14 protein-coding genes and 1 pseudogene are annotated in these 14722 nt (G+C 65.2%); 4 read left to right on the top strand and 11 right to left on the bottom strand.

Translation table 11 applies throughout. From position 1 onward, the window contains the following. The first annotated feature begins 19 nt into the window (after positions 1–19). A complete protein-coding gene (locus A5791_RS20445; protein ID WP_067240699.1) occupies positions 20–583 on the top strand; it encodes a TetR/AcrR family transcriptional regulator in 564 nt (187 codons plus the stop codon). A 71-nt stretch (positions 584–654) separates the two neighbouring features. Here A5791_RS20445 and A5791_RS20440 read toward each other — a convergent pair whose 3' ends face one another. The 4 genes from A5791_RS20440 to trxA form a co-directional block, all read right to left on the bottom strand. Beyond that, positions 655–861 carry a helix-turn-helix domain-containing protein gene (locus A5791_RS20440; RefSeq protein WP_067240696.1) on the bottom strand — a complete coding sequence of 69 codons (207 nt, stop codon included), beginning with the start codon at positions 859–861 and terminating at the stop codon, positions 655–657. A gap of 104 nt (positions 862–965) precedes the next feature. Beyond that, the gene (locus A5791_RS20435) at positions 966–2594 is read right to left on the bottom strand and encodes an ABC-F family ATP-binding cassette domain-containing protein (RefSeq protein ID WP_067240694.1); all 1629 of its coding nucleotides are present in this window, start codon (positions 2592–2594) and stop codon (positions 966–968) included. Positions 2595–2611: 17 nt separating this feature from the next. Next, entirely contained in the window at positions 2612–3445 is an 834-nt protein-coding gene (locus A5791_RS20430; protein WP_369828110.1) for an enoyl-CoA hydratase, read from the bottom strand. 15 nt (positions 3446–3460) lie between these two features. Then, on the bottom strand, positions 3461–3820 hold the full coding sequence (gene trxA, locus A5791_RS20425; RefSeq protein WP_067240690.1) for a thioredoxin: 360 nt from the start codon (positions 3818–3820) through the stop codon (positions 3461–3463). 295 nt (positions 3821–4115) lie between these two features. Here trxA and A5791_RS20420 point away from each other — a divergent pair, with 295 nt between their 5' ends. After that, positions 4116–5945 (top strand): acyl-CoA dehydrogenase, encoded by a 1830-nt coding sequence (locus tag A5791_RS20420; RefSeq protein WP_067240687.1) that lies wholly within the window; start codon positions 4116–4118, stop codon positions 5943–5945. Positions 5946–6016: 71 nt separating this feature from the next. After that, complete coding sequence (locus A5791_RS20415) at positions 6017–6790, top strand: DUF5666 domain-containing protein (protein WP_197504743.1); 774 nt, start codon at positions 6017–6019, stop codon at positions 6788–6790. Between the two features lie 42 nt (positions 6791–6832). On the opposite strand, the gene A5791_RS20410 is transcribed toward A5791_RS20415, so the two are convergent. The 7 genes and pseudogenes from A5791_RS20410 to A5791_RS20380 form a co-directional block, all read right to left on the bottom strand. After that, positions 6833–7180: a metal-sulfur cluster assembly factor gene (locus A5791_RS20410; protein WP_067240684.1), complete on the bottom strand. Its 348-nt coding sequence runs from the start codon at positions 7178–7180 to the stop codon at positions 6833–6835. 3 nt (positions 7181–7183) lie between these two features. Then, the gene (sufU, locus tag A5791_RS20405) at positions 7184–7690 is read right to left on the bottom strand and encodes a Fe-S cluster assembly sulfur transfer protein SufU (protein ID WP_067240682.1); all 507 of its coding nucleotides are present in this window, start codon (positions 7688–7690) and stop codon (positions 7184–7186) included. Then, positions 7662–8915, bottom strand: a complete 1254-nt coding sequence (locus A5791_RS20400) for a cysteine desulfurase (RefSeq protein ID WP_067240679.1) — start codon at positions 8913–8915, stop codon at positions 7662–7664. Before A5791_RS20400 ends, sufU begins: the two co-directional genes overlap by 29 nt. A gap of 170 nt (positions 8916–9085) precedes the next feature. Continuing rightward, positions 9086–9859 (bottom strand): annotated as a pseudogene (sufC, locus tag A5791_RS20395) (Fe-S cluster assembly ATPase SufC); the annotation flags it as partial. Beyond that, positions 9856–11043: a Fe-S cluster assembly protein SufD gene (sufD, locus tag A5791_RS20390; protein WP_067240677.1), complete on the bottom strand. Its 1188-nt coding sequence runs from the start codon at positions 11041–11043 to the stop codon at positions 9856–9858. The gene sufD and the pseudogene sufC, both read right to left, overlap by 4 nt. Beyond that, the gene (sufB, locus tag A5791_RS20385) at positions 11043–12491 is read right to left on the bottom strand and encodes a Fe-S cluster assembly protein SufB (protein ID WP_067240675.1); all 1449 of its coding nucleotides are present in this window, start codon (positions 12489–12491) and stop codon (positions 11043–11045) included. The genes sufD and sufB overlap by 1 nt, the downstream gene beginning before the upstream one ends. A gap of 57 nt (positions 12492–12548) precedes the next feature. Continuing rightward, on the bottom strand, positions 12549–13328 hold the full coding sequence (locus tag A5791_RS20380) for a metalloregulator ArsR/SmtB family transcription factor (protein WP_197504742.1): 780 nt from the start codon (positions 13326–13328) through the stop codon (positions 12549–12551). Positions 13329–13389: 61 nt separating this feature from the next. Between A5791_RS20380 and mptB the strand changes: the two genes are divergently transcribed. Next, the coding region (gene mptB, locus A5791_RS20375; protein WP_067240672.1) for a polyprenol phosphomannose-dependent alpha 1,6 mannosyltransferase MptB at positions 13390–14722 on the top strand (1333 nt) is incomplete at its 3' end.

Here is a 14722-nt window from a genome sequence, read left to right as displayed (position 1 = left end):
CCAGCTACGCAGTCATCACGTGCCTAAGGTCAGCGAGGACCATCTGGCGGCTCGCCGTCGTCAGATCCTCGACGGCGCTCGCCGTTGCTTCGCCGAATACGGCTACGACAAGGCGACGGTCCGGCGTCTGGAACAGGCAATCGGAATGTCCCGCGGGGCGATCTTCCATCACTTCCGGGACAAGGACGCGCTGTTTTTCGAGCTGGCACACCAGGATGCGGAACGGATGGCCGACGTCGCGTCACGCGAGGGCCTGATCCAGGTGATGCGCGACATGCTCGCCGCCCCCGACCAGTTCGACTGGCTGGCCACCAGGTTGGAGATCGCCCGCAAGCTGCGCAACGACCCCGAGTTCAGCCGCGGGTGGGCGGAACGGTCCGCGGAGCTGGCCGCGGCGACGACCGAACGGCTGCGCAGACAGAAGGAGGCCCACCGGGTACGCGACGACGTTCCGGGCGACGTGTTGCAGTGCTATCTGGAACTCGTGCTCGACGGGCTGGTGGCCCGGCTGGCGTCGGGCGAAGACCCGCAACGGCTCACCGCCGTTCTCGACCTGGTGGAAAACTCGGTGCGGCGCGGTTGATTTCGGCCGCGAGCAGACGCAAAAGCACACAAACGTCTGGAGTGTCGCGTGCTTTTGCGTCTGCTCGGCGTCTAGTACCGAGGACGGGACACGTGATTCGGGCCGCCGCGGCTGCGCAACGTCGTGCCCGATTCGAGCAGCATGCTGTGGACGGATCCGTATGATCTGCCGGTGGTGGCCACCAGCTTGCGGATACTGGCCCCGCCTTCATAGGCATTGCGCAATTCGTGCAACACCTGATCGCGTGTCTTCTTCGACTTCCTGGTCGGGTTTCTCACGGGCCCCCCTCCACGCTGCAACACGATCGGCAAGCACTTAGCGTAGAAACCTGTCGGCGATAGCGCGGCGGTTTTGCCGAAACTGGTTGCGGCTCGGCGATTAATCAGGCCAACTCGATCAGGTCCCGGTACTCGTCGGACCAATAGTCCTCGGTGCCGTCGGGCAACAGCACGACGCGCTGCGGGTCCAGCGCCTCGGCCGCCCCGGGGTCGTGGGTCACCAGTACCACCGCACCGCGGTAGCTGCGCAGCGCGTCGAGCACTTGCTCGCGCGAGGCGGGGTCGAGGTTGTTGGTCGGCTCGTCGAGCAGCAAGACGTTGGCCGTGGACGCCACCAGGCCGGCCAGCGCGAGCCGGGTTTTCTCGCCGCCGGACAGCGTGCCCGCGGGTTGGTCGAGCTGCGGACCGCTGAACATGAACGCCCCGAGGAGGCCGCGCAGATCCTGTTCGCCGGATTCGGGTGCGGCGTGCCGGATGTTCTGCCAGACGGTCGCATCGTTGTCCAGGGTGTCGTGCTCCTGCGCGAAATAGCCGATGCGCAAACCGTGTCCGGGTTCGAACACCCCGGTGTCGGGCTTCTCGACGCCGGCCAGCAGTCGCAGCAGCGTGGTCTTGCCGGCACCGTTGAGTCCCAGCACCACCACCCGCGAACCGCGGTCGATGGCCAGATCGACGCCGGTGAACACCTCGAGCGACCCGTACGTCCTGCTCAGGCCCTTGGCCACCAGCGGTGTGCGCCCGCACGCGGCCGGCGTCGGGAACTTGATTCGGGCCACCTTGTCGGCGACCCGCTCTTCGTCGAGTGCGGCCATCATCCGATCCGCACGGCGCAACATGTTCTGCGCCGCAACGGCTTTGGTAGCCTTAGCGCCCAGCTTGGCGGCCTGGGTGCGCAACGCCGCGGCCTTGCGTTCGGCGTTCGTGCGCTCCCGGCGGCGACGCTGTTCGTCGGTGGCCCGGGCATCGAGATACTTCTGCCAGCCCATGTTGTAGATGTCGACCTCGCCCCGCACGGCATCGAGGTACCACACCCGGTTGACCACGTCGGCGATCAAGTCGACGTTGTGGCTGATGACCACCAGACCCCCGGTATGGTTCCGCAGGAAATCCCGAAGCCAGCCAAGCGAATCCGCGTCAAGGTGGTTGGTCGGCTCGTCGAGCAGCAGTGTGGTGGACGATCCTGCGCCGGTGTCGGAAGCGGCGAACAGAATGCGCGCCAGCTCCACCCGACGGCGCTGGCCACCGGACAGGGTGCGCAATTGCTGAGTTAGCACCCGTTCGGGCAGGCCGAGACTGGCGCAGATGCGGCCGGCTTCGCTTTCGGCGCCGTAGCCGCCGAGTGCGACGAAACGTTCCTCGAGCTGACCGTAACGGCGGATCGCACGATCGCGTGCGTCGTCGTCGGCAACCTCGGCCATCAGCGCCTGCTGCTTCTCCAGATCGGTCAGCAGCACGTCCAACCCGCGGGCGGACAGTACCCGGTCGCGGGCCAGCACATCGAGGTCGCCCTCTTTCGGATCCTGTGGCAGGTAACCGATTTCGCCGGTTCGGGTGACCGACCCCGCGTATGGTTCGGTTTCACCGGCCAGGATGCGCAGCGTGGTGGTCTTGCCAGCGCCGTTGCGGCCGACCAATCCGATGCGATCGCCGGGTTGTATCCGCAAGGCCGGCCCGTCCGGTGAGAGCAGGATGCGCGCACCAGCGCGGACCTCAAGGTCCGTAGCCGTGATCACGATCGAGCTCCCGTTGGTTATTTGTCGTCGGTGAACACCGGCGGTCGTCGTTCCGCACGCGCGGCAACCGCTTCTTCGAAGTTGGCGGTGAGCAGACGGACGAAAAGCTGTCCCAAGCCTTCGGCTTGCATGTGCCCTTCCAGGCTACCGGCGTCCAGTCCACTCCACAGTGTGCGTTTGGTCAACTCGATTCCCGGGCGCGAGAACATCGCGATCCGCGCGGCGATCGCATAGCAGGTGTCCAGCAGCTGTTCCTCCGGTACCTGATTCGACACCAGGCCGATCCGCTCGGCCTCCTCGGCGCTGACGTCGCGACCGGTCAGCATGATCTCGAACGCGCGAGAGGACCCGATGGCTCTCGGCAACAGGTAGCTCAGTCCCAGTTCGCTGGCGGTCAGCCCGTTATTGATCCCCGCGGCCCGGAAATAGGCGGTGGTCGAGGCCACGCGGATGTCGGCGGCCAGCGCCAGGCACAGCCCGCCGCCGATGGCCGGGCCGTTGACCGCGGCGATCACCGGCTGGTGCAGCCGCCGCAGTGCCAGGATGACCTCGTCGAGGAGTTCCATGGACCGCAGCGCATACGTCGGCCGGGTCAGACCTTCGACGTTGGGCACCGCACCTGCGGACTTGTGATCCGCGCCGGAGGAGAATCCCCTACCCGCGCCGGTCAGCACGACCACTCGGACGGAATTGTCGTAGGTGACCTGCTCCAGGGCTTCTTTGAGCGGCACCATGACGTCGAATGCCATCGAATTCATCCGCTCGGGCCGGTTGAGAGTTATCAGTGCGACCCCTGGGCGCGGGTGTTCAACGAGGACCAAATTCACGTTAGAAAGGTAGCGCGTGCCCAGTCGGACGGCGCTGCATCAGACTTCTCGAGGTTCCTGAGCTTCTGCGGCGTCCACGTCGAAGGCCTTGACCTGCTGTACCAGGTCCTCCAGAGCTGCCGGCGGTAGCGCCCCGGGCTGGTTGAACAGCAACTTGCCTTTCTTGAAGGCCATCAGGGTGGGAATGGACCGGATCTGGGCGGCAGCGGCCAGCTGTTGTTCGGCTTCGGTGTCTACTTTGGCGTGTACCACGTCGGGATGCTTCTGCGAAGACGCCTCGAACGTCGGCGCGAACGCTCGGCACGGTCCGCACCAGGATGCCCAGAAGTCGACCAGCACGATGTCGTTGCTGTTGATGGTTTCGTTGAACTGCGCAGCAGTGAGGTCTTGGGTAGTCACGTCCCGGTAACGCGGGGTGACGAGCCAATTGTTCCCGAGCGACCACCTAGCGCGGTACAAGAGTGAATTGAGGGTGTTCACTCTGCGATCAGGGCGAGTTTTTGGGAGGAAGTCGCGCCCTCACCGCAGAATCAAAGCCTTACCGCGCACTCGACGCGAGCGAACCTACGCAGACGCCGCAGCTTCCTCAACTCGCCACCCGTTCTCGCAGGTTACGGTTGCGTACATTTTCCCAAGTCAGACACACTTAGCACACAATCAGCCGCCACCTTCACCGAGCAGCGAGGTAACCGCATTGGGCCACTACATCGCCAACGTCCGCGATCTCGAGTTCAACCTGTTCGAGGTCCTTGACGTAGGCGCTGTTCTGGGCACGGGACAGTACAGCGACATGGACGCCGACACCGTCCGGACAATTTTGACGGAAGCCGCTCGCCTGGCCGAAGGGCCGATCGCCGAATCGTTTGCCTATGCCGACCGCCACCCACCCGTATTCGACCCGGCCACCCACACCATCAGTGTCCCGGCGGACCTGGCCAAGTCGGTCGAGGCGATCAAAGAGGCCGGGTGGTGGCGACTGGGGCTACCCGAGGAGATCGGCGGCATCGCCGCTCCGCCGCCGCTGACCTGGGCGGTCAACGAACTGATCTACTGCGCCAATCCCTCTGCCTGCTTCTTCCTCTTGGGCCCGCCGATGGCCCGCGCTCTCTACATCGAGGGCAACGAGGAGCAGAAACGTTGGGCCGCCGAAGGCATGGAGCGCGGCTGGCAGGCCACCATGGTGCTGACCGAACCCGATGCGGGCTCCGACGTGGGTGCCGGCCGGACCAAAGCCATCCAGCAGCCGGACGGCACCTGGCACATCGAGGGCGTCAAACGGTTCATCTCCGGCGGAGACGTCGGTGACACTGCCGAGAACATCTTCCATCTGGTGCTGGCCCGGCCCGAAGGCGCCGGGCCCGGTACCAAAGGCTTGAGCCTGTTCTACGTGCCGAACTACCTCTTCGATCCCGACACCTTCGAACTCGGTTCCCGCAATGGGGTTTTCGTCACCGGGCTGGAACACAAGATGGGTCTGAAATCCTCGCCGACGTGCGAATTGACTTTTGGCGCAACCGATGTGCCCGCGGTCGGCTACCTGGTGGGCGACGTGCACAACGGAATCGCGCAGATGTTCACCGTGATCGAGAGCGCCCGCATGACCATCGGAGTCAAGGCGTCCGGCACACTGTCCACCGGCTACTTGAACGCTCTGGCCTATGCGAAAGAGCGGATTCAAGGCGCGGATATGACTCAGATGACCGACAAGACCGCGCCGCGCGTCACGATCATGCACCACCCCGACGTGCGCCGCAGCCTGATGACGCAGAAGGCTTACGCAGAGGGCCTGCGGGCGCTGTATCTGTATGCGGCGGCGCACCAGGATAACGAAGTCGCACAACGGGTTTCGGGCGCGGACCCGGACATGGCCCACCGCGTCGACGATCTGCTGTTACCAATCGTCAAGGGTGCGAGTTCGGAACGGGCCTTTGAGATCCTGACCGAATCGCTGCAGACGCTGGGCGGCTCGGGCTTCCTGACCGACTACCCGATCGAACAGTATCTGCGCGACTCCAAGATCGACTCGCTCTACGAAGGCACCACCGCCATCCAGGCCCTGGACTTCTTCTTCCGCAAGATCGTTCGTGACCACGGCCAGGCGCTGCAGCATGTGACGGCCCAAATCACCCACACCATCGAGCACTGTCATGAGTCGCTGAAACCCCAGGTCGAGTTCCTGCAAACGGCCCTCGAGGATGTCACGGCGATGACGGGCGCGCTGACCGGGTACCTGATGTCCGCCGCCGAACAGCCCACCGACATATACAAGGTCGGCCTCGCCTCCGTTCGGTATCTGCTGGCCGTCGGCGACCTGCTCATCGGGTGGCGGCTACTAGCGCAGGCCGAGATCGCGCGCGCCGCGCTGGAGAGCGGGCCCGCCGCCGGCGACGAAGCCTTCTATCAGGGCAAGATCGCGACCGCAGCGTTCTTCGCGAAGAACATGCTGCCCAGGCTGACGTCGTTGCGCGGCATCATTGATTCGATCGACGACGAGATCATGAGTCTGCCTGAGGAAGCCTTCTAACACACAGACTGCGCACAGGTCCGTGGAGTAAACCCGATCGTCGAGACCAACTCACGAACGGAGAAACGTTGATGCCTGCCATATCGGCGCGACCGAACCGGGTCGCGATCCTTGCCGTGACCGGCGCCACCGCGCTTTCCCTCGCGGCCTGTAGCTCGAGCAGCAACCCACCCAGCGCGACCTCGTCGGCGGGGACCACGGCGGCCAGCTCGGGGACCACCGCGACGACGTCCGCGCCGCCCAGTGGTGAATCGCATGTCAGCGGAATGATCGCCTCGGTGTCGGGCAACTCCGCCCAGGTCACCCAGAAAAGCGGCAACGCAACGGTCAACTTCACCGGGTCGACCAAGGTCACCGAGGTCAGCACGGCGGCGCTGACCGACGTAACCCCGGGCAGCTGCGTCAGCATACGGTCGGCCCACGGGTCTCACGGCGGCAAACCGATCACCGCGGCAACCGTGCGCGTGAGCCAGGCCGTTGACGGCAAATGCCCGACGGGCAAGGAGTCCGCGCCGGATTCGACGACTACTGCACCATCCAGCCCGTCGCCGACACCGAGTCCGTCAACCCCGTCCGGGAAGAAACCAGACGTCGCCGGCAGCGTCGCCTCCGTGTCGGGTAACACCATCAACGTCACCAGCACCGATGCCAACGGCAATCCCTCCCAAACTGCCGTGGCGGTCGACGACAAGACCAAGTACACCAAGCGGGCCCCGGCCGACACCCAGGCGATCACTCAGGGCAAGTGCATGACAGCCAAGGGCACCAAGGACAGTGGCGGCGCGTTGCAGGCGACGACGATCAACCTGCGACCAGCCAACAACGGTAAATGCGGGCGCGACTAAAAGAGCTGGCTTGTCGGCCTCGCGGGCCGGCCTGCCTGGATCTCAGACGGTGAAGCCGAGGGCGCGCAGCTGCTCGCGCCCGTCCTCGGTGATCTTGTCCGGCCCCCACGGCGGGTTCCAGACCCAGTTGATCCGCAAGTCGTTGACCAGGCCACTGCCGACCAGCGCGCTGCGCGACTGGTCCTCAATGACATCGGTCAGCGGGCAGGCAGCCGACGTCAGCGTCATGTCTATCAGCGCGACCGTGCCTTCGTCGCTCTCCTCCAGACCCATCCCGTAGACCAGCCCAAGGTCGACGACGTTGATCCCCAGCTCGGGGTCGACGACGTCGCGCATGGCCTCTTCGACGTCGGCCAGCAATTCCTCGTCGGGTACGGCCGTTTCGCTCATCTATCAACCTCCTCGATGGCCCGGCGCGGACGCCTCTATTGCCGCGCTGGCCTGGACCAGCGCATCCTTGAAAGCCATCCACCCGAGCAACGCACACTTCACCCGCGCCGGGTATTTGGCTACACCGGCGAACGCTACTCCGTCGCCCAGGACTTCCTCGTCGCCCTGCACGTTTCCGCGCGAGGACACCATTTCAGTAAACGCCTCGATGGTCTTCAGCGCCTCGGGCACGCTCTGACCGATCACCTGCTGGGCAAGCACCGACGTCGAGGCCTGGCTGATCGAGCAGCCCTGCCCGTCGTAGGAGACGTCGGCGACGCCGGCGCCGTCGTCAGACAGCGCGACCCGCAGCGTGACCTCGTCGCCGCACACCGGGTTGACGTGAAAAACCTCGGCGCCGAACGGTTCTCGCAGCCCGCGATGCTGCGGATGCTTGTAGTGATCGAGGATCACGTCCTGATACATCTGCTCCAGGCGCACGTCAGGCTCTCCCGAAGAAGTCCAGCGCATGCCGCACACCGGCCACCAGGCGGTCGACCTCGTCGAGCGTGTTGTACACCGCGAACGACGCGCGCGCGGTGGCCGCCAGGCCGAACCTGCGATGCAGGGGCAAAGCGCAGTGATGCCCGACCCGCACGGCGACGCCGTCGTCGTCGAGCACCTGCCCGACGTCGTGCGCATGCACGCCATCGACGACGAATGACACCGGCGAGCCACGGTTTTCCATCGATGCCGGGCCGATGATGCGGACACCGTCGACTCCGGACAGGCCCGTCAGCGCAGCGGTTACCAGCTCGCGTTCGTGGGCCTCGACCGCCTCCATACCGATTGCGCTCAAATACCGTGCCGCCGCGGCTAACCCGACGACCTGGGAAGTCATCGGAGTACCGGCCTCGAAACGTTGCGGTGGCGGTGCGTAGGTTGAGCTTTCCATGGCGACCGTCTCGATCATGGAACCACCGGTAAGAAACGGCGGCATCGCCTCCAGCAGCTCGCGGCGCCCGTACAGGACGCCGATCCCGTTGGGGCCCAGCATTTTATGGCCGGAGAACGCCGCGAAGTCGACGTTCAGCGCGTGCAGGTCGACCGGCCGGTGCGGCACCGACTGGCAGGCGTCCAGCACGGTGAGCGCACCAACTTCGTTGGCGCGGGAGACCAGTTCGTGCACCGGTGCCAGCGCGCCCGTCACATTCGAATGATGGCTGAAGGCAACGACTTTGACGCGGTCGTCGAGTTGCAGCGAGTCCAGGTCGATGCGGCCCTCGTCGGTGACGCCGTACCAGCGCAAGGTGGCTCCGCTGCGTCGGGCCAGCTCCTGCCACGGGACCAGGTTGGCGTGGTGTTCGAGTTCGGTGGTGACAATAACATCACCGGGGCCGACGGCGCGCTCGAAGCGGTTGTCCCCCAGCACATACGAGATTAGATTGAGCGATTCGGTGGCATTCTTGGTGAAAACCAGCTCGTCTGCGTCGGCGCCGACGAAGGCTGCGATGTCGGCGCGTCCCTGCTCGTAGGCGTCGGTGGCCTCTTCCATCAGCTGATGCGCTCCGCGGTGTACCCCGCCGTTGGAGGTCGTCAGGAACTCGCGTTCGGCATCCAGGACCTGCAGGGGCCGCTGCGACGTCGCACCGGAATCCAGATAAGCCAACTGTTTTCCGCCGCGCATGACACGCTTCAGAATCGGGAAATCGGCACGGATCGCCGCCAGGTCAAGCCGCGTCACAGTAGCATCCATGCTTACGCCCCGGTTGCCGCCGTCCGCGGCGATCGCGAGCTCGGCGAAGCCGGGCGCTGCGGGTCGCCGCCATCGGCCCGCGGCGATCGCGAGCTCGGCGAAGCCGGGCGCTGCGGGTCGCCGCCATCGGCCCGCGGCGATCCTAAGCGCGGCGAAGCCGCTGCGTCGCCGCCATCGGACTGGGTAAAGCGCTCGTAGCCGTTCTGCTCGAGTTCGTCTGCCAGCTCCGGGCCGCCGGACTCGGCGATGCGGCCGCCGACGAACACGTGCACGTATTCGGGGTGGATGTAGCGCAGGATGCGGGTGTAGTGCGTGATCAGCAGGAGGCCACCGTGCTCGGTTTCGGCGTAGCGGTTCACGCCCTCGCTGACCACCCGCAGCGCGTCGACGTCCAGGCCGGAGTCGGTCTCGTCGAGAATGGCGATCTTGGGTTTGAGCAACTCCAGCTGCAGGATCTCGTGGCGCTTCTTCTCGCCACCGGAGAAACCCTCGTTCACATTGCGCTCGGCGAATGCGGGGTCGACATCGAGCCCCGCCATCGCGGCCTTGACCTCTTTCACCCAGTGCCGCAACTTGGGCGGCTCGCCCCGAATGGCCGTCGCCGCCGAGCGCAGGAAGTTCGACACCGAGACACCTGGCACCTCGACGGGGTACTGCATGGCCAGAAACACGCCCGCCCGCGCGCGCTCGTCAACGCTCATGGCCAGTAGGTCGGCGCCGTCCAGTGTGATCGAGCCCGACGTCACGCGGTATTTGGGATGCCCGGCGATGGCGTAGGACAGCGTGGACTTACCAGAGCCGTTGGGACCCATCAACGCATGCGTCTCACCGGATTTCACGGTCAGGTCAACGCCGTTGAGGATGGGAATCTCCCGCTCCCCGTCGGCGGCAGCGTTGGGATTTTCAACACTGACGTGCAGGTCTTTGATTTCCAATGTGGTCATGAGGCTGGTGTCTTTTCCATCTTTTCGGTCAGTTCCAGTTCGTGCTCGATGGCTGCGGTGAGGCGTTCCCGCACTTGGGGCACCGCGATCTTGGAGATGATCCCGCCGAAGAAGCCACGCACCACCAGTCGGCGGGCCTGCTCTTCGGGGATGCCGCGGGAACGCAGGTAGAACAACTGCTCGTCATCGAAACGTCCGGTGGCACTGGCGTGCCCGGCGCCGACGATCTCGCCGGTCTCGATCTCCAGGTTGGGCACCGAGTCGGCACGCGCACCGTCGGTGAGCACCAGGTTACGGTTCACCTCGAAGGTGTCGGTGCCGGTGGCTGCCGCGCGGATCAGCACGTCGCCCACCCAGACCGTGTGGGCGTCGGGCAGGTGCGATGCCGGATCTCCTTGCAGCGCACCTTTATACAACACATTGGATCGGCAATCGGGCTGGGCGTGGTCGACCAGCAGCCGCGACTCGAGGTGCTGGCCGTCGTCGGCGAAATACAGGCCCAACAGCTCGGCGTCCCCACCGGGTGCATCGAAACGCACATTGCCCGTCATCCGCACCACCTCGCCGCCGAGCGTGACGTTGACATGCCGCAGCACCGCGTCCTTGCCGAGCTTTGCGTGGTGCGCGCTGAGATGAACCGCGTCGTCGGCCCAGTCGGCGATCCACACCACGGTCAGCCGGGCAGCGTCGGCGAGGACGAATTCCAGGTTGTCGGCGTACGTTCCGCTGCCCCGGTTGTCGATGACGACGACAGCCTCGCCGAGTTCCTCCACCCGGATTTGCAAATGCCCGTAAGCCACCGCGCCCTGGCCCGGCCCGGTGATCGTGATGTTCACCGGCTCGGCGGCCTGTCCGACGGTGACCAGCGTCGCCGAGTTGAACGACGAAAACGCTTGAGCGGCAACCCGGTCAGCGGGAACACCGCCCTGGCCCAGCCGCTCGTCACCGCGGCGTACGGTTTCGATCTGCACGCCCCGCTGCTCGCTGACGGCGATCTGGGCGCTACCGGTGGCCCGTGCGGAGCCGTCGTGCAGGCCGCGCAATCGCTTGAGCGGCGTGAACCGCCAGATCTCGTCGCGGCCGTGCGGGACCTCAAAGGCGTCCACGTCGAAGGACGCGAACAGCTCGCCTTTATTGGCAGCGGCTAGTGACGAACCCTCAACCGCTGCAGTCAATTCCGTCACTAGCCGACCGCGCCTTCCATCTGCAGCTCGATCAGCCGGTTGAGCTCCAGCGCATACTCCATGGGCAGTTCCTTGGCGATCGGCTCCACGAACCCGCGCACCACCATCGCCATCGCCTCGTCCTCGGTGAGGCCGCGGCTCATCAGGTAGAAGAGCTGGTTTTCGCTGACCTTCGAGACGGTGGCCTCGTGCCCCATCGTGACGTCGTCTTCGCGGATGTCGACATAGGGGTAGGTGTCGCTGCGACTGATCGTATCGACCAGCAGCGCATCGCATTTCACACTCGACCTGGAACCGTGCGCGCCCTTGTTCACCTGCACCAGGCCGCGGTAGGACGTGCGGCCGCCGCCGCGTGCCACCGACTTGGACACGATGTTGCTCGACGTGTTCGGCGCCAGGTGCAGCATCTTGGCGCCGGTGTCCTGATGCTGGTCTTCGCCGGCGAACGCCACCGAAAGTACCTCGCCCTTGGCGTGCTCGCCGGTCATCCAGACCGCCGGGTACTTCATGGTCACCTTCGACCCGATGTTGCCGTCGACCCACTCCATGGTGGCCCCGGCCTCGGCCCGGGCCCGCTTGGTGACCAGGTTGTAGACGTTGGCCGACCAGTTCTGGATCGTCGTGTAACGGCACCGGCCACCGGGCTTTACGATGATTTCGACCACGGCCGAGTGCAGTGAATCCGACTTGTAAACGGGCGCTGTGCAGCCTTCCACGTAGTGGACGTAAGCGTTCTCGTCGACGATGATCAGGGTTCGCTCGAACTGGCCCATGTTCTCGGTGTTGATCCGGAAGTAGGCCTGCAACGGAATGTCGACATGCACACCCGGCGGGACGTAAATGAACGACCCGCCACTCCAAACTGCGGTATTCAATGCAGAAAACTTATTATCGCCCGCCGGAATTACCGTTCCGAAGTATTTCTGAAATATTTCCGGGTGCTCCCGCAAACCAGTGTCAGTGTCCAAGAATATGACTCCTTGAGCCTCTAAATCCTCTCTGATCTGGTGGTAAACAACTTCTGACTCATACTGCGCGGCTACTCCAGCAACCAGTCTTTGCTTTTCTGCCTCGGGAATTCCTAAGCGGTCATAGGTGTTTTTGATGTCTTCTGGCAAATCGTCCCAAGACGCTGCCTGCTTTTCGGTCGACCGCACGAAGTACTTGATGTTGTCGAAGTCGATACCACCGAGATTGGAGCCCCACGTCGGCATTGGCTTGCGCTCGAAGATGCGCAGCGCCTTGAGCCGGTTGTTCAGCATCCACTCGGGCTCGTTTTTCTTCGCCGAGATGTCGCGAACCACCGCCTCGGACAGCCCACGCTGCGCGCTGGCGCCGGCGGCGTCGGAGTCCACCCAGCCATAGCCATAGCGGCTCAGGGAGGCGATCGCCTCGGCCTGAGTCAGCGGCTGGGTAGCCGTCTTGCTGGCCTCTGGCGTCATGGTCATAGGGACGCTCCTTTGAGTTCGTCGTGTGTCCGGCGCGGGCTGGGCGCCGTCTTAGTGCTAGGTCTTGCTGGCCGCTTTGCTAAGCGCTGCTTGAGTGAGCGGCACGTGGGTGGTGCAGGCGCAGTCACCGTTGACGATCGTGGCCAACCGTTGCACATGCGTTCCGAGCACCTCCGCCATGGCCTGCTGTTCGGCTTCGCACAGCTCCGGAAATTCCTCGGCGACGTGGGACACCGGACAGTGGTGCTGGCAGATCTGCACGCCATGGATCGGCCCGCCCACCTCCGTCGTGGTGGCGACGTAGCCGGCCTTGGTCAATGCGTCGGCGACGCGTACGGCGGCGGCCTCGACATCGGTGTCGTCGTCGCTGCCGGCCGCTTCGACACCGGACAGGATCGAGTCGATCCGTTTCCGGGCGAACGTACGCACCGCGTCGTCACCGCCGATCTCCCGTAGCTGCCGCATGGCGGCGACCGCCAAGTCGTCGTAGGAGTGCTCGAGCTTGCTCCGACCAGCCGAGGTCAACCGATAGCGCTTCGCGGGCCGCCCGCGTCCCACCTGCTGCCATGCGGCGGCCGGTACAGCCTCGGCGTCGCCGGCCTCGATCAGCGCCTCGAGATGACGTCGCACACCGGCGGCCGACAGACCCAGCCGGTCACCGATCTCACCAGCAGTGATGGATCCGGATTCCAGCAGCAACCGCACGATGGCACGCCGGGTGTGACCATCCGTTCCCGCAGCGGCGGACGCAGGCACAGCAGCATCCAGCTCGGATTGGATTTTCACAACACCAGTGTGACGCAATTCCGGGAATCGGTCCAGCAAGGGTGCCCTCACGTGACGCGCTCAACAATGCGTCTTTGCCGCCCGCACCGTCGTCAGGGCTAGGCTCCTGAGGATGGCAGCCCGCCAGCACACGCTGAGCTCGTCGATCGCCAGTCTGCACGGTGACGAGCAGGCGGTGGGTTCGCCGCTGAACGACACCGAGATCACCGCAGTTCAACGCACTCGTCTGTTCGGCGCGACCGGCACCGTGCTGATGGCCATCGGCGCCCTCGGTGCCGGGGCCAGGCCCGTGGTACAGGACCCCACCTTCGGGGTCCGGCTGCTCAACCTGCCGTCGCGCATCCAGACCGTCTCGCTGACGATGACGACGACCGGAGCGGTCATGATGGCGCTCGCCTGGCTGATGCTCGGCCGCTTCGCCCTCGGCGACCGGCGGATGTCGCGCGGCGAGTTGGACCGCACCCTGCTGTTGTGGGTGCTGCCGCTGTTGATCGCGCCGCCGATGTACAGCAAGGACGTCTACTCCTACCTCGCGCAAAGCCAAATCTCGCTGGAGGGGCTCGACCCTTACCGAGTAGGACCGGCGTCGGGGCTGGGTCTCGGCCACGTCTTCACCCTGTCGGTTCCCAGCCTGTGGCGAGAAACACCGGCGCCCTACGGCCCACTGTTTTTATGGATCGGGCGCGGAATTTCGGCGCTGACCGGAGAGAACATCGTCGCGGCGGTGCTCTGCCATCGGCTGGTGGTGCTGATCGGCGTGGGGCTGATCGTCTGGGCCACACCCCGACTGGCCAGGCGGTGCGGTGTTGCCGAGGTCAGCGCGCTGTGGCTGGGCGCGGCCAACCCGTTGCTGATCATGCATCTGGTCGCCGGCATCCACAACGAGGCGCTGATGCTCGGGCTGATGCTCAGCGGCGCGGAATTCGCGCTGCGTGGCCTTGACTCAACACGGCTGATGCCCACGTCGTGGCGCATCGGCCCGGACTGGGAGCCGTTGGGCATGCTGGTGGCGGGTGCGATCCTGATCGTGCTGTCGTCGCAGGTGAAGCTGCCGTCGCTGCTGGCGCTGGGTTTCGTCACGATGGCGCTGGCCTATCGCTGCGGGGGCACGCTGAAGGCGCTGCTGCTGGCCGGTGGGGCCATGTCGGGACTGACGCTGGCGGTGATGGCCGTCGTCGGCTGGGTCAGCGGGCTCGGATTCGGGTGGATATTCACCCTCGGAACGGCCAACGTGGTGCGCAGTTGGATGTCACCACCCACGCTGCTGGCTCTGGGCACCGGGCAAGTGGGGATTCTCCTGGGGCTGGGCGATCACACCACCGCGGTCTTGTCACTGACGCGCGCCATCGGCGTACTCATAATCATGGTGTTGGTTTGCTGGCTGCTGCTGGCGGTGTTCCGCGGCCGGCTACATCCGATCGGCGGACTGGGCGTGGCGTTGGGCG

Source organism: Mycobacterium sp. 852002-51163_SCH5372311 (assembly GCF_001667115.1).
Taxonomy (GTDB): domain Bacteria; phylum Actinomycetota; class Actinomycetes; order Mycobacteriales; family Mycobacteriaceae; genus Mycobacterium.
Note: the sequence above shows the minus strand (reverse complement) of the source record. Positions and strands in the feature narration are given on the sequence as shown.

Excerpts from the sequence above, each read along its gene's own strand:
- sufU (WP_067240682.1), bottom strand. The coding sequence starts at position 7,690 with ATGCGCTGGACTTCTTCGGGAGAGCCTGACGTGCGCCTGGAGCAGATG.
- sufB (WP_067240675.1), bottom strand. The coding sequence starts at position 12,491 with ATGACCATGACGCCAGAGGCCAGCAAGACGGCTACCCAGCCGCTGACT.
- A5791_RS20415 (WP_197504743.1), top strand. The coding sequence starts at position 6,017 with ATGCCTGCCATATCGGCGCGACCGAACCGGGTCGCGATCCTTGCCGTG.
- A5791_RS20400 (WP_067240679.1), bottom strand. The coding sequence starts at position 8,915 with ATGGATGCTACTGTGACGCGGCTTGACCTGGCGGCGATCCGTGCCGAT.
- A5791_RS20410 (WP_067240684.1), bottom strand. The coding sequence starts at position 7,180 with ATGAGCGAAACGGCCGTACCCGACGAGGAATTGCTGGCCGACGTCGAA.